The sequence below is a fragment of the Streptococcus sp. CF8_Ac1-9 genome, from assembly GCF_024295565.1.
Classification (GTDB): Bacteria; Bacillota; Bacilli; order Lactobacillales; family Streptococcaceae; genus Streptococcus; species Streptococcus parasanguinis_X.
Map to the genome: position 1 here is coordinate 545,175 of NZ_JANCOY010000001.1, position 17,993 is coordinate 563,167.

At 43.4% G+C, this 17,993-nt stretch carries 19 protein-coding genes; 3 read left to right on the forward strand and 16 right to left on the reverse strand.

The window, feature by feature from the left end; all coding sequences use genetic code 11:
- Positions 1-6 precede the first annotated feature (6 nt).
- The 5 genes from NML76_RS02740 to cdaA form a co-directional block, all read right to left on the reverse strand.
- A complete protein-coding gene (locus NML76_RS02740) occupies positions 7-138 on the reverse strand; it encodes a DUF4044 domain-containing protein (RefSeq protein WP_003011566.1) in 132 nt (43 codons plus the stop codon).
- A 117-nt stretch (positions 139-255) separates the two neighbouring features.
- Entirely contained in the window at positions 256-1,617 is a 1,362-nt protein-coding gene (locus NML76_RS02745) for an Ig-like domain-containing protein (RefSeq protein ID WP_247923116.1), read from the reverse strand.
- A 47-nt stretch (positions 1,618-1,664) separates the two neighbouring features.
- Entirely contained in the window at positions 1,665-3,014 is a 1,350-nt protein-coding gene (gene glmM / locus NML76_RS02750; protein ID WP_070660223.1) for a phosphoglucosamine mutase, read from the reverse strand.
- Positions 3,015-3,036: 22 nt separating this feature from the next.
- Positions 3,037-3,786, reverse strand: coding sequence for a YbbR-like domain-containing protein (locus NML76_RS02755; protein ID WP_254732610.1), 750 nt, complete (start codon positions 3,784-3,786; stop codon positions 3,037-3,039).
- Entirely contained in the window at positions 3,783-4,631 is an 849-nt protein-coding gene (gene cdaA, locus NML76_RS02760) for a diadenylate cyclase CdaA (protein ID WP_070589409.1), read from the reverse strand. The genes NML76_RS02755 and cdaA overlap by 4 nt, the downstream gene beginning before the upstream one ends.
- Positions 4,632-4,734: 103 nt before the next feature.
- Here cdaA and murT point away from each other — a divergent pair, with 103 nt between their 5' ends.
- From murT to NML76_RS02775, 3 genes are read left to right on the forward strand one after another with little or no spacing between them, the layout of a single operon-like run.
- A complete protein-coding gene (gene murT / locus NML76_RS02765) occupies positions 4,735-6,078 on the forward strand; it encodes a lipid II isoglutaminyl synthase subunit MurT (protein ID WP_070589411.1) in 1,344 nt (447 codons plus the stop codon).
- Complete coding sequence (gatD, locus tag NML76_RS02770) at positions 6,078-6,866, forward strand: lipid II isoglutaminyl synthase subunit GatD (RefSeq protein ID WP_070589413.1); 789 nt, start codon at positions 6,078-6,080, stop codon at positions 6,864-6,866. Before murT ends, gatD begins: the two co-directional genes overlap by 1 nt.
- A 10-nt stretch (positions 6,867-6,876) precedes the next feature.
- Entirely contained in the window at positions 6,877-7,161 is a 285-nt protein-coding gene (locus NML76_RS02775; RefSeq protein WP_070589415.1) for a LapA family protein, read from the forward strand.
- Positions 7,162-7,183: 22 nt separating this feature from the next.
- On the opposite strand, the gene NML76_RS02780 is transcribed toward NML76_RS02775, so the two are convergent.
- The 11 genes from NML76_RS02780 to atpD form a co-directional block, all read right to left on the reverse strand.
- Complete coding sequence (locus NML76_RS02780) at positions 7,184-8,371, reverse strand: MFS transporter (RefSeq protein WP_070589417.1); 1,188 nt, start codon at positions 8,369-8,371, stop codon at positions 7,184-7,186.
- Positions 8,372-8,480: 109 nt separating this feature from the next.
- Entirely contained in the window at positions 8,481-9,659 is a 1,179-nt protein-coding gene (locus NML76_RS02785; RefSeq protein WP_254732612.1) for an MFS transporter, read from the reverse strand.
- Between the two features lie 21 nt (positions 9,660-9,680).
- A complete protein-coding gene (locus NML76_RS02790) occupies positions 9,681-10,556 on the reverse strand; it encodes an XRE/MutR family transcriptional regulator (protein WP_070589421.1) in 876 nt (291 codons plus the stop codon).
- Positions 10,557-12,464, reverse strand: a complete 1,908-nt coding sequence (locus NML76_RS02795; RefSeq protein WP_070589423.1) for an ABC-F family ATP-binding cassette domain-containing protein — start codon at positions 12,462-12,464, stop codon at positions 10,557-10,559.
- Positions 12,465-12,568: 104 nt separating this feature from the next.
- Entirely contained in the window at positions 12,569-13,291 is a 723-nt protein-coding gene (locus NML76_RS02800) for a M57 family metalloprotease (RefSeq protein WP_070589425.1), read from the reverse strand.
- 81 nt (positions 13,292-13,372) lie between these two features.
- On the reverse strand, positions 13,373-14,212 hold the full coding sequence (locus NML76_RS02805) for a DNA/RNA non-specific endonuclease (protein ID WP_023917705.1): 840 nt from the start codon (positions 14,210-14,212) through the stop codon (positions 13,373-13,375).
- A gap of 83 nt (positions 14,213-14,295) precedes the next feature.
- A complete protein-coding gene (locus NML76_RS02810; protein WP_003006464.1) occupies positions 14,296-14,484 on the reverse strand; it encodes a DNA-directed RNA polymerase subunit beta in 189 nt (62 codons plus the stop codon).
- Complete coding sequence (gene murA / locus NML76_RS02815) at positions 14,474-15,757, reverse strand: UDP-N-acetylglucosamine 1-carboxyvinyltransferase (protein ID WP_049474821.1); 1,284 nt, start codon at positions 15,755-15,757, stop codon at positions 14,474-14,476. The genes NML76_RS02810 and murA overlap by 11 nt, the downstream gene beginning before the upstream one ends.
- A gap of 66 nt (positions 15,758-15,823) precedes the next feature.
- Complete coding sequence (locus NML76_RS02820) at positions 15,824-16,054, reverse strand: DUF1146 family protein (RefSeq protein WP_049474822.1); 231 nt, start codon at positions 16,052-16,054, stop codon at positions 15,824-15,826.
- A 96-nt stretch (positions 16,055-16,150) separates the two neighbouring features.
- On the reverse strand, positions 16,151-16,570 hold the full coding sequence (locus NML76_RS02825; RefSeq protein WP_003002471.1) for a F0F1 ATP synthase subunit epsilon: 420 nt from the start codon (positions 16,568-16,570) through the stop codon (positions 16,151-16,153).
- 13 nt (positions 16,571-16,583) lie between these two features.
- The gene (atpD, locus tag NML76_RS02830) at positions 16,584-17,990 is read right to left on the reverse strand and encodes a F0F1 ATP synthase subunit beta (protein ID WP_003011794.1); all 1,407 of its coding nucleotides are present in this window, start codon (positions 17,988-17,990) and stop codon (positions 16,584-16,586) included.
- Between the last annotated feature and the right edge of the window lie 3 nt (positions 17,991-17,993).

Sequence of the window (17,993 nt, forward strand, 5' to 3'; positions counted from 1 at the left end):
TGCGTCTTAGTAAGAAAGAGCACCAATTGCGGTTGCAAAGATTGCACCAACCGTTACAATCAACATAATCACAATGACAACCATCGTGATCATTTCAAATGGTGTTTTTTTACGTTTTCCGTTATCTCCAAAAGCCACTTCTAATACCTCGATTACTATAAATTCATTAGCCCTATTTTACCACGAAATAGGGGATTTTTCAAATCGAGCCTACACAAAAAGACCAGACAGAAGTCTGATCTTTCATTGATCATTTTAAGAATCTTTTTTTACACGTAAAATACCAACCGATAGAACTGCTAGGAAGACACCCATGATAAGAACCACCGGTGTCATCTTTTCACCTGTACTTGGAAGAACTTTTTTCTTACCAGGTTTTGGGGCTTCTTCTTTAACAGAAGATGAAGATGATTTCAATGAAGAACTTGATGTGGATATTGAGTTCGATGTAGAACTGGAACTCGTTGAAGATGATGAACTTGATGAAGAACTAGAACTCGTTGAAGATGATGAGCTTGATGAAGAACTAGAACTTGATGAAGAACTAGAACTTGATGAAGAACTAGAACTTGATGAGGAGGTTGAGCTAGATGTCGGTGGCGTTTGATCTTTCTCACCTAATCCCTCTCCGGTTCCTGATTCCAATCTCACCTCACGGGTTAAACTACGCGGTGCTGGGAAATTGGTTGCCGTCCATGTTAATGTATTATGGACAATATCACCGACTTTAGTTCCAGGAGCTACTTTTGTAGAATATTCAATATACATTGGCCAATTGTAATTATCACCAAATTCAATTGTAAAACCTGTGATCTTTCCATCTGCATTCTTATCGAAAACAGCTTTTTTAGTAAAGTTATCTAGAACTGGGAGACTCAAGATCTGAGCTTCGTTCTTGATCCCACCTTGTACAGGAGCATAGCGAACCGCACGTAAGCTCCCTTCAACCAATGTTAAACCATCTCCGAATTGGTCTTTAATGACCATTCCACGGAGGATATCTTGACGAGCATTTAAGAGAATACGCCATTTGACAATGGTCGGATCAGACTTATCTTGATAGCCGTATTTCATTTCATAGTCCCCAGCTTCCCCAGCTGTTTTTTCATAATTCAAGGAAAAATCTGTATTTCCTAGTTTAAATTGGATTGGAGATGTTTTTGTAACTACTTCTGAGTCTACTTTTACATCAAAATGAAGAGCAACTCGTTTGTTGAGTGGATGAGATGCGAAATAATCATTAAAGGTGACAGTTACTGTTTTCTTTGCTGTATCAACGACCGCTTTCCCCACAGTTTGGCCATTTGATTGACCTTCTTCGAGAACATTGAATTCCAATGCTGTGTAGAGGGCTAATTCTTTTGGCAAACTAAGAATTAAGGTATCACCAGCTTGAATAGTTTGCGAATCTGGAAAGGCTAAATAAATACTTGCTGACAATTTTTCATTTGTCAACACCTTGCTTCCATTTGTTAGCGTGTTACCGTCTTTCGTTAGACGTGCTGTCTGTGTATATGATGAGACTTCTGCAGCATGAATTGTTTTAGTCAAACCAGCTGTGAATAGAATCGTTAGCACTAAGGCAAGTGCCCATACAATTTGACGAACCTGTTTCATATATACCTCCTCTGCTCGCCTATTTGCGAGCCATGTTTTTTACAAGGTTAAAGTCCGATTTCTGCTTGAACAACTGCAGCAATGGTATCTACATAATAGTCCACTTCTTCATGAGTTGGTGCTTCTGCCATCACACGAAGGAGGGGTTCAGTTCCACTTGGACGCACGAGGATGCGGCCATTTCCTGCCATTTCCGCTTCCATTTTTTCAATGATTTCACGAATAGCAGGGACTTCCATCGCCTTGTCTTTCATGCTATTTTCAACCCGGATATTGACGAGTTTTTGTGGATAAATGGTTACTTCAGCAGCCAATTCAGATAATTTCTTGCCGGTTTCTTGCATGATTTTAGTCAATTGAACGCCTGTTAATTGACCATCACCAGTTGTATTGTAATCCATGATGACGACATGACCAGATTGTTCACCACCAAGATTGTATCCTGATTTGCGCATTTCTTCGACCACATAACGGTCTCCAACAGCTGTGATTTCTTTTTGAATTCCCTTCGCATCTAATGCCTTGTGGAAGCCGAGATTGGACATGACGGTTGTGACGATCGTATTTTTTTCGAGCAAACCTTTGCTTGAAAGATAAGAACCGATGATGTACATGATCTTATCTCCGTCAACGATCTCTCCATTTTCATCAACAGCAATCAAGCGATCACTGTCTCCGTCAAAGGCAAGACCAATCGCTGCGCCTACTTCTTTGACTTTCTCTTGCAAATGCTCTGGGTGAGTAGAACCAACCCCATCATTGATGTTCAAACCATCTGGGTTTTCACCGATGACGGTCAAATGAGCTCCCAAATCTGCAAAGATTTGACGGGCACTAGTAGAGGCTGCACCATTTGCTGTATCTAAGACTACATGCATGCCCTCGAGTTGGACACCTGTCGATACAAGGAATTCTTGATACTTACGCAAGCCTTCCGGATATTCCATGACCGTTCCTAAACCTTGCGCACTTGGACGTGGAAGCGTATCTTCAGCAGCATCAAGCAAGGCCTCAATTTCAAGTTCGCGATCGTCATCCAATTTGAAACCATCACCACCAAAGAATTTGATGCCATTATCCAAGGCTGGATTGTGGCTAGCAGAAATCATCACTCCGGCGCTGGCTTTTTCCGTACGAACTAGATAAGCGACACCTGGTGTTGCAATCACACCCAACTTGTAGACGCGAATTCCAACAGATAAGAGGCCAGCAATTAAGGCATGCTCCAGCATTTCACCAGAAATACGTGTATCACGTCCAACAAATACCAAGGGCGTTTCTTCTTCGTGTTGGCTCAAGACATAGCCACCGAAACGGCCTAGTTTAAAAGCCAATTCTGGCGTTAATTCTACATTTGCTTCTCCACGGACACCGTCCGTTCCAAAATATTTACCCATTCTAAATTACCTTTTTTACTTTCTAATTACTTGAACTGGAGGAGGTCGACGACGAACTGCTTGAGCTTGACGTAGACGAGCTAGTCTTTGTGGTCACTTGAATCCGTGTTTCACTCGGCTTGACCAGACCTGGTAGAACATTTCCTTGGGTATCTACTGCATTTAAGGAAATGGTTCCGCTATAATTTCCACTAATGATCTCACTGGATGGGAAGACCGCTTGGACATGATCAATACGACTCAAGGTTTCTTGATCGCTGGTCACTTCTACCTTGGTGGTTTCAAGAGAAATATCCGATACCGTTATTCCATCCACAATTTGATTGTCCGGGATCGTGGCCCTGACAGCAAACGATTTTTTCGCTTTCTTCCCGATTTTTACTGAAACTTTCTGAGGCTCTACGGTTGCGGTCAAACCAGCTGGAAGATCTTCCACAATCAACGGTACTTCGACAGTACCTTCCTTGGCCTTACGAAGATCCGCTACCACGCGAAATTTTCGCGTTCCCGGCTGCATTTCGCTTGCAAGAGCGACCCGGTTTGAACCCTTTAGAAAGACCGTTACCTCTGATGTTAACCCACTGACAAAATATGTCTTGTCATTGTATTTGGCATCAATTGGAATATTGGTCAAGGTATTGGTGTAGGTCTCTGAACTCACTTGCCTAGCGCTGCTATTATTTTGAAAATTAAAGGAAGATGCATTGATAAATAAGATAAAGGACAATAAGACGGAGGCAAAAACATAAAGAAATTCTTTTTTCGATCTCATTTTGTTACCCTCCCAAATAGACGCTCTTTCCAACTAGTCGTTTTATTCTCTTCAGGAACCAGGAAGGCCCTCAATTCTGCCTCGAACTCTTCTAAGGATAAATCATGTCGGAAGGTTCCATTATAGGTCACAGAGATCCCGCCCGTTTCTTCTGATACCACAAAGGTAAAGGCATCCGAAACTTCAGATAAACCAATAGCCGCGCGGTGACGCGTTCCGAACTCTTTTGAAATTCCAGTATTTTCGGTCAAGGGCAGGTAGGCACAAGAAACAGCGATTTTATCATTGCGAACAATGACGGCACCATCGTGTAAAGGAGTATTAGGAATGAAGATATTAATCAGCAATTCTCCTGAAATATCTGCATCTAGAGGAATCCCTGTGGAAATATATTCCTGAAGGGTTCTGGCTCCTTGAATAGCTACCAAGGCACCAATCTTACGTGGGCTCATATAAGCTACTGCCTTGACATAGGCCTGTACCATCTTTTCTTCCTGACTGACTTCACTCGTCGTAAAGAATTCTGTCGCCCGACCCAGACGCTCTAAACCAATCCGAATCTCAGGGGAGAAAATCACAACCAGGGCGATAACCCCATAGGTAATCACTTGATTGATCAGCCATGAAATAGTCGTGAGCCCTAAGAAATTGGCTAAAAACTGCACCAAGAAAAAGATAATAACTCCACGAACCAAAATCATGATCTTAGTCCCTACGATGGCCTTGATCAAAAAATACAACAACCAAGCCACCAGGGCAATATCAATGATATTGATAATAATACTCCACCAATTCGGGAACAAACTGGTCCAAAATTGTGGATTTGTAAACTGTTGAATATTCATATTCTCATACCTACCACTTCTCTAAAAGACATCACCTTATTATAACATGTTTCAACAGATTTTTCTGTAACCTTCTGATGCTTTTTATGATAAAATATGATTTATGAAGATAAATACAACCTTGGGTCTTCTGGCAGGAAAGCTTTCCGGCTCTATTCTAGAAAAAATGGGGCGGGGATCAACCCTACCAGGTAAAGTAGCCCTCAAATTTGATAAAGATATTCTCAGTCAACTGGCCAAAAACTATGAGATTGTTGTGATTACAGGGACAAATGGAAAAACCCTGACCACTGCGCTAACCGTAGGTATTCTCCAAGAAGCTTTTGGACCGATTTTAACCAATCCAAGTGGGGCCAATATGATCTCTGGGATTACAACGACCTTCTTACGGGCTAAGCATTCGAAATCAAATCGACCGATTGCGGTACTTGAAATTGACGAGGCCAGCCTCTCTCGGATTTGTGATTATATTAAGCCCAGCCTGTTTGTGGTCACCAATATTTTCCGAGATCAGATGGACCGCTATGGAGAGATCTATACGACCTACCAAATGATTTTGGATGCCATTCACAAGGTCCCAACTGCAACGGTTCTTTTAAATGGAGATAGTCCGCTCTTTAATAGTCAGACCTTGTCCAATCCAATCCAATATTACGGATTTGATACAGAAAAATCAGAGCCACAACTAGCCCATTACAATACGGAGGGAATCCTCTGCCCGCATTGCCACAACATCCTCAAGTACAAGCTCAATACCTATGCTAACCTGGGAGATTATATCTGTGAGCACTGTGGTTTCCACCGGCCCCCTTTGACCTATGCCGTATCGGATCTCCTGTCTTTAACCCATCGCTCTTCCAACTTCCGGATCCAAGGCCAAGACTACCACATCAATATCGGTGGTCTTTACAACATCTACAATGCCTTAGCAGCTGTTTCTGTTGCTGGATTCTTTGGGGTTCAACCTGAAGTCATCAAGCAAGGATTTGATCGCAGCCGCGCTGTCTTCGGTCGTCAGGAAACCTTTAAGATTGGGGATAAAGAATGTACCTTGGTTCTGATTAAAAATCCAGTTGGAGCTACTCAGGCTATTGAAATGATCAAACTAGCGCCGTATTCCTTCAGCTTGTCTGTGCTTCTCAACGCGAATTATGCAGATGGAATCGATACGAGCTGGATTTGGGATGCCGACTTTGAGCAAATCACCCAGATGGACATCCCAGAGATTAACGCCGGAGGAGTACGCCACTCTGAGATCGCTCGGCGACTCCGGGTCACTGGCTATCCTGCAGAAAAGATCACAGAAATGGCTGAATTAAAAGAGGTCTTCCAACGTATCCAGCAACAGGAAACCCCTCACGCTTACATTTTAGCTACCTATACAGCCATGCTAGAATTTCGTGAACTCTTGGCCCAAGAACACCTGATTGAAAAGGAGATGCACTAATGACATATACTTCCCTAGAATCTTCTGATCAGGCACAGTATCCCTACAGCCTGCGCATTGCCCATCTCTACGGCAATTTAATGAATACCTATGGGGACAATGGAAATATCCTCATGCTCAAGTACGTTGCGGAAAAGCTTGGAGCCCATGTCACTGTTGATATCGTCTCTCTCAAAGACCGGTTCGATCCTGATGCCTACGATATCGCCTTTTTCGGCGGCGGACAAGACTACGAGCAGACCATTGTATCTGAGGACCTACCAGATAAAAAAGAAGACCTCGAACGCTTCATTCATGACAACGGGGTAGTCCTTGCCATCTGTGGTGGCTTTCAGCTTCTAGGCCAATACTACATTGAAGCTTCTGGCAAACGCATTGAGGGACTTGGCATTATGGGCCACTATACGCTCAACCAAGTCAACAACCGCTATATCGGTGATATCAAAATCCATAACGAAGAATTTAACGAAACCTATTATGGTTTTGAAAACCACCAAGGTCGGACCTTCTTGGCTGAGGATGAAAAACCGCTCGGCAAGGTCGTCTATGGAAATGGGAACAACAAAGAAGATGGATGCGAAGGGGTTCATTACAAGAACGTCTTTGGCAGCTACTTCCACGGTCCTATCTTGTCCCGAAATGCCAATTTGGCCTATCGCCTAGTGAGCACTGCTTTAAAAAATAAATATGGCAAGGACCTTTCCCTACCGGCTTATGAGGAGATTCTAAGCTTAGAGCAGCCGGAAGAGTACGCTGATGTGAAAAGCAAGGCTCCGACTGAACAATAAGGAGATAATAATGAACAAAAATAATCTACACTACATTGCTTTATTACTTTTAATTTTATTGATTGCTGGTATTTCCCTTGCAAATATGCAAACGGTCACCGTGAATTTCCTCTTGATTCAATTTAAATTACCCTTGATCATTCTGATCTTGCTCTGTGTCCTCTTGGGTGCATTCGTCATGACCTTGGTTAATTTTTCAAAGGGCTTCTCCCTAAAAAAAGAACTCAAGAGCACTCAAAAGCAACTGGAAGAAGAAAAGAAAGAAATCAAGACAGAAGAAAAAGAAAACAACTAAAAAGCACCGATTGGTGCTTTTTTCATGCTGATGTACCTTCTTTTGCTTGTAATTTCTTGGCGACTACTTGAGCGAGGAGTGAAAAGAGAATGACACCAGCTCCAATCAAGAGAAATGATTCCATACGGACACTTGGCAACCAGGTCATCAATCCTTTAGCTACGGGCATAAAGAGAATGGCTAGGGTAAAAATCGTGCTTAAGACCCGGCCCAGATAGTCTCCTTCTACCTTGGTTTGAACTTGGGTAAAAAAGTGAATGTTAAAAATCGTCATAAAGAGTTCACAGACTAAATTTCCCGAAAAGGAGAGAAAATGCGGAAGGGGCAAGCCCATCATGAAGACTCCTACTCCTGTTAAAATCAATAAGAAGAGAAGCATCTTCATGCTTGATTTAAATTTATTAGCAATCAAAGCTCCGATGATAGAGCCGATAGCGCCCAAGGTTAAGATGGTCGCATATGCTCCATTGACCCCGTAAAGGCGATTGGAAAAGGGGAGTAAAAACTCAAAAGCTGCAAAAAAGAAATTGACGCTGGAAGCCACCAACAAGAGAAAGAAAATCTCTTTCTGATGCCAGATGTAGTCTAGTCCATCTTTCATATCCGAAAAAATATCTTTTCCTGTAAATTTTTTCTTTTCCTGAACCTTGGCTTCTTCTTTCGGAAGGAAAGCGACCAGAACAAAGGCGATGAAAAAGGTCAGCGCATCCAGTAAGAGGGTCGCGTGGAGACTGGCAAATTGTAAAACAAGGAAAGAGAATACAGGTGAGCTAACACCGACAACCTGTAAGACCAACTCCAAGCGGGCATTATAGGTCATAATCTCATCTTTCTCTACAACTTCTGTGATAATAGCTTTATTGGCAGTTCTAGAAAAAGCGAAGGCAATGGCCTGGACAATATTGGCAACAATCAGGGCTGCAATCATCCAACGATCATTCCTGATAAAGGAAATGCCCAAACAAAGGAGACCACAAACCAAGTCGGTCGTCATCAAAATCTTGCGACGGGAAAAACGGTCTGAGATCACGCCACCAAATGGATTGACTAGAATAGAGGTAACGAGTTCAGAAATCTGATAGATCCCCAACACTGTCTTTCCTACCGTCCCCATCGAGGCCAGCCAAACACTGTTCCCATAGTCATAGAGCATATTTCCCATTCGATTGATCGCCCCACGAGAAATCAATTGGACTGCATGTCGATTCATAAAAAAACCTCCTCCATTTTCTGAAACTATTGTATCAGTTCATGAAAGAGGTTTTCATTTTGTCCCATATTTGGGAAAAACAATGGTTTACAAATTTATCAAAGGATCCCTACTGTTTTTTTGATTGAAGCTGCTTAGCTACTAGTTGAGCCAAGAGTGAAAAAAGAATAACCCCAGCTCCAATCAAGAGAAATGATTCCATACGGACGCTTGGCAACCAAGTCATCAACCCTTTGGCGATGGGCATAAAGAGAACAGCCAAGGTATAAATTGTGCTCAATACTCTACCTAGATAATCATCTTCCACCTTGGTTTGTACTTGGGAAAAAACGTGGATGTCGAAAATGGTCACAAAAAATTCACAGACCAGATTTCCTGAAAAGGAAAGATAAGGTGGAAGGGGCAAGCCCATTATGAACACTCCTATCCCTGCCAAAAGCAGTAAAAACAGGAGAATTCTCATACTTGATTTCATTTTATTGGCAACAAGTGCTCCTAGAATAGATCCAATAGCTCCCAGCGTTAAAATGGTCGCATAAGCTCCTTTAACCCCGTATAGACGATTCGAGAAGGGAAGTAAAAACTCAAAAGCCGCAAAAAAGAAATTGACGCTAGAAGCCACTAATAAGAGAAAGAAAATCTCTTTCTGATGCCAGATATAGGCTAACCCATCCTTGATATCAGAAAAAATATCTTTCTCGGTAAACTGTTTCCTCTCTTGCACCTTAGCTTCTTCTTTCGGAAGGAAAGCCACTAGGACAAAGGCAATGAAAAAAGTCAGCGCATCTAATAAGAGGGTCATATGAAGACTGGCAAATTGTAGAACTAGGAAAGAAAAAACAGGTGAACAGACACTAACAACCTGTAAGACTAACTCCAAGTGAGCGTTATAGGTCACAATCTCTTCTTTCTCTACTACCTCGGTAATAATGGCTTTATTGGCAGGTCGAGAAAAACCAAAGGCAATGGCCTGAACAATATTGGCAAAAATAAGAGCCGCAATCATCAAGCTATCATTTGTGATAAAAGAAATCGCCAAACAAAGGAGCCCACAAACCAAGTCGGTCGTCATCAAAATCTTGCGACGCGAAAAACGGTCTGAAATCACTCCTCCAAAAGGATTCACGAGAATCCCTGTCACTAACTCAGAAATCTGATAGATCCCTAATACCGTCTTTCCTATAGTCCCCATCGAGGCCAACCAGACACTATTTCCGTAGTCATAGAGCATATTTCCAATTTTGTTAATAGCTCCACGACTAATTAATTGGACCGCATGTCGGTTCATAAAATCTCCTTTATCACTGTCCTATTTAGAACATTCATGTTTTACAAATTTATCAAAGTGTTCTTGATAATAGGCTACCTGCTCTGGCAGTCCCAGCACATCAAAAATGTGCATGGCTTCCCTCATTTGCTGCCGCCCTTCTTCTGTTTGCCCCTTCTGATACAGGGCAAATCCCTTGAGATAATGAAAGACATTGCGTTCGTAGAGCTTGATGCTCTTGCCGATAATCTTTTCTACATAGGCTTCAAAATAGCTGGCGTTTTCAAAAGAACGATGTTCTAAACAATGTTGGTAGCAATTCAGGGCTAGAATCAAGACCAGTTTGCGATGGCGACCAATTTCTTTGTAGAAATCTTCACGCTCCATCACTTCTCTCCCAAGCCGTGTGACATAGTCCACCTCATAAAAGCTGTAGAGATTGCCAAAGAGGATCAATTCATACATGGTCCACTCTTCCGTTTGAAAGAGGTAATCCGCCACCTTATCCAGATCACGCTGCTTCATGGTGTAGCTGGCATCTCTCTGGCAAATCAGCCCTTGTAGCAGGATCCAGTTCAGCTCAAAATAGAGAGGATTGGTCGAACTCTTGGCTTTTTCAAGTTGTTCTCTTTGAAGCTTTTTAAAACCTGCAATATCATTTGAGTAGTAAAGCGGAATAATCTGAGCCATCAAAGCGACATGCTCATGGTGTTGAAAATTTCTGGCCTTATCCATAAAATTCTCAATCGTCACATGGATATTGTCCAAAATGTCAAAGAAGCGCGAAGCAGCCAGATCCGACTCCCCCAATTCAAAACGGGATAATTGGGAAGTCGAGCAAGCTTCTCCTGCAGCTTCTTTTAACGAATAATTTTTACTGATTCGAAATTCACGAAAAACTTTTCCTAAATTTTCCATCTATTCCACCTGCTCTGACAGTTCTGCCCACTCTTCCATGACTGCTTCCTGCTGGACAGTCAGTTGATCCAGCTCGCTCTGGAGTTGAACCAAGTCAGCTGCATCGTTGGTGCTATGCATGGTTTCGGTGATGTCTTGGATTTTTTGATCTAACTCTTCCATCTCCGCTTCCAATTGCTCAATGCGACGAGTGATTTTCCGGAGTTCCTTCTGGTTTTGCTTTTGCAAGTGATAATCATTGCTGGTGACTTCTTCAGTCGAAGAAACAGGCACAGCTTCTGCTTGTGCTGCAGCAAGGGCCTCTAACTCTGCTTTCTTCTCCAGATAATAGTCATAGTCTCCCAGATAAAGAGTTGAGCCCTCTTCTGACAGTTCCAAAACTTGTGTAGCCACCCGATTGATAAAGTAACGGTCGTGGCTGACAAAGAGCAGGGTGCCGTCAAAATCAATCAAGGCATTTTCTAGCACTTCCTTGCTATCGATGTCCAAGTGGTTGGTCGGCTCGTCGAGAATCAAAAAATTGTTATTTTCCATGGACAGCTTAGCTAGAAGCAAGCGGGCCCGCTCTCCACCCGACAGCATGCCGACGGTTTTCTTGACATCATCCCCAGAGAAAAGAAAGGCTCCCAGGCGATTGCGAATTTCCACTTCTGGCGTCAGTTTAAAGTCATTCCAGAGCTCATCCAAGACACTGTTGTGAGGCGTTAGTTTACTTTGGGTCTGATCATAGTAACCCACCTCGACATTGGCCCCAAAACGAGCTTCCCCCTTGATAAAAGGAATCTGCCCGACGATGGACTTTATAAGAGTAGATTTCCCGATCCCATTTGGTCCCACAATGGCGACTGCATTCATCTTGCGGATATCCAAATTAATAGGCTCTGAGAGGATTTGATCGTCATAGCCGACGGCTGCCTCTTCTACAGTCAAGACGACATTGCCCGATGTCTTATCAGCATGGAAGGTCATATGGGCAGACTTGGTCCCAGCTTCCGGCTTGTCTAGGCGCTCCATTTTTTCCAACTGCTTGCGCCGAGACTGAGCCCGCTTGGTAGTCGAAGCCCGCACCAAATTGCGATTAACAAAGTCTTCCAGCGCCGCGATTTCTTTTTGTTGCTTCTCGTAGTTCTTGGCTTCGGTCAGCAGTTTTTGCTCCTTTTGCTCCACAAAGCTGGAGTAATTGCCGACATAGCGATCTAAAGAATGCTTGGTCAGGTCCAAGGTAATGGTAGCAACTTTATCGAGGAAATACCGGTCGTGGCTGACAATGAGAAGGGCACCACTATAGTTGACCAGATAGTTTTCCAACCAGGCGATGGTCTCAATATCCAAGTGGTTGGTCGGCTCGTCCAGTACCAAGAGATTTGGTTTTTCCAAGAGCATCTTGGCCAGAGCGAGACGGGTATTTTGCCCACCAGACAGCTCTTCAATCTTCATCTGCCACATGGACTCATCGAACTTGAAGCCGTTAAGAATCGCACGGATATCTGCCTCATAGGTAAAACCACCTGCCTGACGGAATTCTTCCGATAGACGGTCATAGTCCTGCATGAGTTTTTCTAAGTCAGCCCCAGTTTTTTCCCCCATCTCAAGCTCCATCTGCCGCAAAGTTTTCTCCGTTTTACGGAGGTCGTCAAAGACATGGAGCATCTCATCGTAGATAGTATTGGACGACTCAAAGCGACTATCCTGGGCCAGATAGGAGAGAGATAGATCCCGCTTTTTATTGATTTCTCCTGAAGTCGGCTCTTCTTCTCCCACCAAGATTTTTAAGAGTGTTGACTTACCGGCTCCGTTCTTTCCGACCAGGGCAATCCGGTCCCGTTCATCCACTTGCAGGCTGATATTATCAAAAAGAACCTCCCCTGCAAAAGAGCGTTCAATTTTGTTGGCTTGTAAAATAATCATGTCCCTATTTTACTATCTTTTTTCAGATTAAACAAGGAAAGACGAGCCATCAAAAAAATCCTGAGCCCCTTGAGGCTCAGAACTTTTAGAAAGTATTTTAAAACTTATTCTTCCTTGTATAATTGTCGGACTGCTTCCACATCTGTATCCTGAATACTGTAGAAAGAGCCGGCCGGTTGCATGACCGATTCTCCATCAGTGTGATCCAGCCCAATCGCATGGCCTAGCTCATGCTCAGCTGTATTGACAATCCGATCATAACTATAGTTATAGACATAATTTAAAAGATAATGGCGATTGAGACGCACTGTGATGTGGGTGAACCGGTTGGTTAAAAGGTTAGTCTGAGAGGCAGTCTCTCCTGCAGCAGAAACCGATGCGTTATCCATTTCCGTCAAGACCACATTAGCCTCTTTTTCATTTGTAACCAACTTGAAGGTAAAGGCGCCTGTTTGGTTCCAAGCCTCAATAGCTTCCCGATAAGCTTTTACAAAAGTTTGACTGATATTGGGATCCAAATAGACCGTAGCCTCCGCTTTTTCCCAGCGAGCACCGCTATGCTCATGATTGTCTGTCTGCGTGGTCTGTGAGCTAGGTGTCATCCCAAAGCGCGATGCAAAGCCCTGATCACCAAATAAATTGCCGACTTGATAGACAACCTTTTGGGCAGCTCGTCCAAATCCATCCATACCAGAACTAGGAGAATCTGTGAAATAGATGATCCCCACTAGGACGAGAAAACTGATGGCAATGGTCCAGAAAAATCCCCAAAAAAGACTCCAAGCCATGCGAAGGATTCCTCTGAAAAATCGAAAAATGGTTCTCATACATTCTCCTTTCTCTTAAAGAAGGTATGCAATTGTAACACCCCATTCTTAAAAATAACTTAAATAACTGCGCTTTCCAGCTTATTGATGGACGGTTACTTTTCCTGTCTGGTAATCCAGGCTAATCCCACTTTGAACATTAGGAACAAAAACATTGAATTCAAGCGTCCCATCACTCGATTTGGCTTCGATCTGAGAACCTAATGGAATCAAATCTTCTGGCTGGTTATAGATCAAGGTTACTCGATAGCGGATCCGTTTGTTCTTATCCAATGCTTTTCGTAACAGGGTCTCGTAGTAGTTTTGACCAGTGGAATGAGGATCATTGGCTTGATTGGACCACGCCGTTTGCACAGCGATATTTTTGGGATTGCTAGTCGAAGCATCAAAACCTTTGAGATTACCGATCAAGGCGTAGCCCAATAGATGGCCCCGATCCACAGCATGGTCATACTCACCGGACAGATTATGGACCTGATGCCAACCTGCTGGTTTCCAATCGGTTAGGCCACTACCTGTTGCATCTCGATCTCTGTACTGGCGAGTCGCCTTGGTCATAATAGCGTTCGCAACCGTCGGTACGGTCTTTCCATTCACTTCTTTTGTCTTGTTATCGGCATAGGGTTGACTGGCCACACTAGCATCCAGATCTGTGCGATTCCCCTTAACTACAAAGGCTCCAGCACCATTCCATTCCAAGTCATTCCCCAATTGTGAACGGGCAGATTTCGTTAGTACAGAGCTAGCTAACTCTTTACTAGGTGTTTCTTGCTGGCTACTAGTTACCACCGAAACAACCTGATCCGTCGCTTCTTTTACCGCCGGTTGATTAAAATAATAGCCCCCAATAGCTAGGGCCGTTGCCACCACAAAACCTGCTAGGGTTTGTTTGGTTCGTTTGCTTACTGTTTGTTTTGCCATATCTCTCTCCAAAAAAGAGCAGCGCTAGATGGGTCATTGACTCGATTCGCTGCTCTCCTTTTTACTCAATTTTAGTTAAAAGCTTATTTGCCTGTTAGCTTTCCAATGATCTCTGACCAAGTATCCGGAGAGAGAATGGACCATGGATTTTTTCCATCTCCAATCACTCCATAGCCAATGACCAAACCAACTGCAAAAATGATGATTCCAATCACAGCCAACAGGAGGACAATTCCTAGCTGTTTTCCAACATAGCGAAGATTAGTTTTCATCGTCTTCTTCCTCTACACGTTTCACGTCTGCACCTAGTGCCACCAATTTCTCATGGAATTGATAATAACCACGATCTAAGTGACTTAATTTGCTGACTTTCGTTTCTCCTTCTGCTACCAAGCCCATCAAGACCAAGGTTGCACTTGCTCGTAAATCGGTCGACATAACCTCTGCACCTTGGAAGCTTTCCCCTCCAACGATACGAGCTGTATCCCGCATAATATCCGAGTGAACGCCCATCCGACGCATTTCTTCCAAATGCTGGAAGCGATTCTCAAAAACCGTTTCAATCATGGTAGACTCACCTTTAGCCATGGCCATCAAGGCTGTGAATTGAGCCTGCATATCGGTTGGGAATCCTGGATACGGAAGGGTTTTAACGGTCACTGGACGGAGCTTACTGATATCCGACTGAATCCGAATTCCATTTTCTTCTTCGGTTACCGTCACACCCATCTCCTGCATCTTAGATAGAAGCGGACGGTTGTGTTCCCAAATGGCATCTTCGATTAAGACGTCTCCACCAGTCATGGCTGCCCCAATCATAAAGGTTCCAGCCTCGATGCGGTCTTGCACAACATTGTGGTTTGCACCGTGCAAGCTCTCCACACCAACAATGGTCAAGGTCTCAGTTCCTGCACCCTTGACGTTAGCCCCCATTTTATTCAGCAAGAGAGCTAGGTCAACAATTTCAGGTTCTCGAGCTGCATTTTCAATCACAGTAACTCCATCTGCCAAGGTTGCCGCCATCATAATATTTTGTGTCGCCCCTACTGATGGGAAGTCCATATAGATGTGTGCTCCCTTGAGACGATCTGCTTTTGCTTCAATATAGCCGGCTGTTTGGGTAATTTCAGCTCCCATAGCTTCCAGACCTTTCAAGTGGAGGTCAATCGGACGACTACCGATCGTACAGCCTCCAGGCATGGAAACTTTGGCATGGCCATTGCGTGCCAAGACAGGACCTAGGACAACGATAGAAGCCCGCATCTTGCTCACATACTTATAAGGTGCTTCCTCTGATAATTTTGCTTGCGCATCTACGACAACCGTATTGTCTTCTTCATTGAAGGTTACTTGTGCATTCAACCCACGAACAACATTGTTCATTGTAAAGACATCTGATAAAACAGGTACATTTTTCAAGGTTGTCACGCCCTCGCTTGCTAGAACTGTTGCAGCAAGAAGAGGAAGGACAGCATTTTTTGCTCCTTCGATTTTGACGGTTCCAACCAGTCGATTATGACCACCATTAACGATTATTTTTTCCATACGGGATTGTTCTCCAATTTCTTAAAGTCACGCTTTCTATCATACCATATTTTTTATAAAATGTGGCTAGAATTGGCCAATAAAAATCTGCCGACTCATCTCATAGATACTTATAAAAAATGAGCTCGCTAGATAGCCTATTCCGACACTGATCATCAAGATCAAAAAACGGATTTTAACTGCATTTTCAGCACTTACTTTTAAAAACTTTTCCCATTGAACCAGGTTCATCAATAGGTAATAGGCAAAAAAGATAAACAATAGATGGCTTGAAAGATTAAAAATCATTTGAATCATACAGCTATTATACCATATTTGGTCCTTACTTTCTTCTTTTGATTCTCTCCCAACAAAAATAAGGTGAGGACATACCTCCACCTTATTTTGAATATCTTATAAACGATTTCCGACATTAATCCGGTTAATGGCGCGTTGAAGAGCAATTTTAGCACGACGTTCCATATCAACCGAATGCTGATCTTTGGCTTCTTCAATCGCTTTTTCAGCTCGCAGTTTGGCACGTTCTGCACGACTAATGTCGATATCTCGAGCACGTTCGGCAGAATCGGCAACAATGGTAATGACATTATCAGCTACTTCGATAATCCCCCCATTGACTGCAATCCAATCAATATGTTTGTCATCGTCGACACGACGAACCTTTACTTGGTCTACAGCCAAAACCGCAATGGTATTGATATGATGAGGTAAAATCCCTAATTCACCATCAATTGTCTTGACAGATACAAATGCGGCATGATGATCATAAACCAGTCCATCCGGTGTAACGATTTGGACGTTCATTTGACTCATCTTTCACCTCTTCTTAGAATCCCATTTTTTCAGCTTTGGCAATCACATCTTCGATCGATCCAACACCACGGAAGGCATCTTCAGGAAGATGGTCATATTTCCCGTCCAAAATTTCTTTAAAGCCACGAACAGTTTCTCCAACTGGTACATAAGATCCAGGTTGACCTGTAAATTGTTCTGCAACGTTGAAGTTTTGTGACAAGAAGAATTGGATCCGGCGAGCACGAGCAACCAAGGTCTTTTCTTCGTCAGACAATTCATCCATCCCCAAGATAGCAATGATATCTTGCAATTCATGGTAACGTTGAAGGACGCGTTTGACTTCAGAAGCGACTGCATAGTGTTCTTCTCCTACGATTTCTGGAGAAAGGGCACGTGAGCTTGATGCCAATGGGTCCACCGCAGGGTAGATCCCCAATTGTACCAACTTACGTTCCAAGTTGGTGGTTGAATCCAAGTGGGCAAAGGCGGTTGCTGGCGCTGGGTCTGTATAGTCATCGGCTGGCACATAGATGGCTTGGATGGATGTAACAGAACCTTTCTTCGTTGACGTAATCCGTTCTTGCAATTGCCCCATTTCAGTTGCCAAAGTAGGTTGGTAACCAACGGCTGATGGCATCCGTCCCAAAAGGGCTGATACTTCAGATCCGGCTTGGGTGAAACGGAAGATATTGTCGATAAACAAGAGAACGTCCTGACCTTCGACATCACGGAAGTATTCCGCAATGGTCAAACCAGTCAAAGCAACACGCATCCGTGCTCCAGGTGGCTCATTCATTTGTCCAAAGACCATGGCTGTTTTTTCAATAACGCCAGATTCTTTCATTTCCCAGTAAAGGTCATTCCCTTCACGTGTCCGTTCCCCAACACCGGTAAATACAGAAATCCCACCGTGTTCTTGGGCAATATTATGGATTAATTCTTGAATCAAGACGGTCTTCCCAACTCCGGCACCGCCGAAGAGTCCGACCTTCCCACCTTTCAAATAAGGGGCTAAGAGGTCAATAACCTTGATCCCTGTTTCAAGAATTTCTTCTGAAGTAGAGAGCTCGTCAAAGGATGGAGCTTTTTTGTGGATGGAGTCACGAGGAGCATCCTCAGGAAAAGGTTGATCCAAGTCAATGGTATCTCCAAGAACATTGAAGACACGTCCCAAGGTTTCTTTTCCGACTGGAACAGAGATTGGACGACCTGTGTCCAAGACTTCCATTCCACGTGTTAAACCATCAGTTGATTCCATGGCGATGGTCCGTACGACCCCATCACCAAGTTCCAAAGCTACTTCAAGAACGACTTTTGATTTTTGTTGGTCATTTTTATAGACTACAAGCGCATTATTGATCTCAGGAAGTTTATCTCCAACGGAAAAGGCAACGTCTACGACGGGACCTACGACCTGAGAAATTTTGCCTAAACTCATGTC

Bases quoted from the DNA above. Each gene is read 5' to 3' on its own strand.
- NML76_RS02775 (WP_070589415.1), top strand. From the start codon at position 6,877: ATGAACAAAAATAATCTACACTACATTGCTTTATTACTTTTAATTTTA.
- atpD (WP_003011794.1), bottom strand. From the start codon at position 17,990: ATGAGTTTAGGCAAAATTTCTCAGGTCGTAGGTCCCGTCGTAGACGTT.
- NML76_RS02800 (WP_070589425.1), bottom strand. From the start codon at position 13,291: ATGAGAACCATTTTTCGATTTTTCAGAGGAATCCTTCGCATGGCTTGG.
- NML76_RS02785 (WP_254732612.1), bottom strand. From the start codon at position 9,659: ATGAACCGACATGCGGTCCAATTAATTAGTCGTGGAGCTATTAACAAA.
- NML76_RS02755 (WP_254732610.1), bottom strand. From the start codon at position 3,786: ATGAGATCGAAAAAAGAATTTCTTTATGTTTTTGCCTCCGTCTTATTG.
- NML76_RS02745 (WP_247923116.1), bottom strand. From the start codon at position 1,617: ATGAAACAGGTTCGTCAAATTGTATGGGCACTTGCCTTAGTGCTAACG.
- NML76_RS02790 (WP_070589421.1), bottom strand. From the start codon at position 10,556: ATGGAAAATTTAGGAAAAGTTTTTCGTGAATTTCGAATCAGTAAAAAT.
- NML76_RS02825 (WP_003002471.1), bottom strand. From the start codon at position 16,570: ATGAGTCAAATGAACGTCCAAATCGTTACACCGGATGGACTGGTTTAT.
- NML76_RS02820 (WP_049474822.1), bottom strand. From the start codon at position 16,054: ATGATTCAAATGATTTTTAATCTTTCAAGCCATCTATTGTTTATCTTT.
- glmM (WP_070660223.1), bottom strand. From the start codon at position 3,014: ATGGGTAAATATTTTGGAACGGACGGTGTCCGTGGAGAAGCAAATGTA.
- murA (WP_049474821.1), bottom strand. From the start codon at position 15,757: ATGGAAAAAATAATCGTTAATGGTGGTCATAATCGACTGGTTGGAACC.
- NML76_RS02795 (WP_070589423.1), bottom strand. From the start codon at position 12,464: ATGATTATTTTACAAGCCAACAAAATTGAACGCTCTTTTGCAGGGGAG.
- gatD (WP_070589413.1), top strand. From the start codon at position 6,078: ATGACATATACTTCCCTAGAATCTTCTGATCAGGCACAGTATCCCTAC.
- cdaA (WP_070589409.1), bottom strand. From the start codon at position 4,631: ATGAATATTCAACAGTTTACAAATCCACAATTTTGGACCAGTTTGTTC.
- NML76_RS02780 (WP_070589417.1), bottom strand. From the start codon at position 8,371: ATGAATCGACATGCAGTCCAATTGATTTCTCGTGGGGCGATCAATCGA.
- murT (WP_070589411.1), top strand. From the start codon at position 4,735: ATGAAGATAAATACAACCTTGGGTCTTCTGGCAGGAAAGCTTTCCGGC.
- NML76_RS02810 (WP_003006464.1), bottom strand. From the start codon at position 14,484: ATGAAAACTAATCTTCGCTATGTTGGAAAACAGCTAGGAATTGTCCTC.
- NML76_RS02805 (WP_023917705.1), bottom strand. From the start codon at position 14,212: ATGGCAAAACAAACAGTAAGCAAACGAACCAAACAAACCCTAGCAGGT.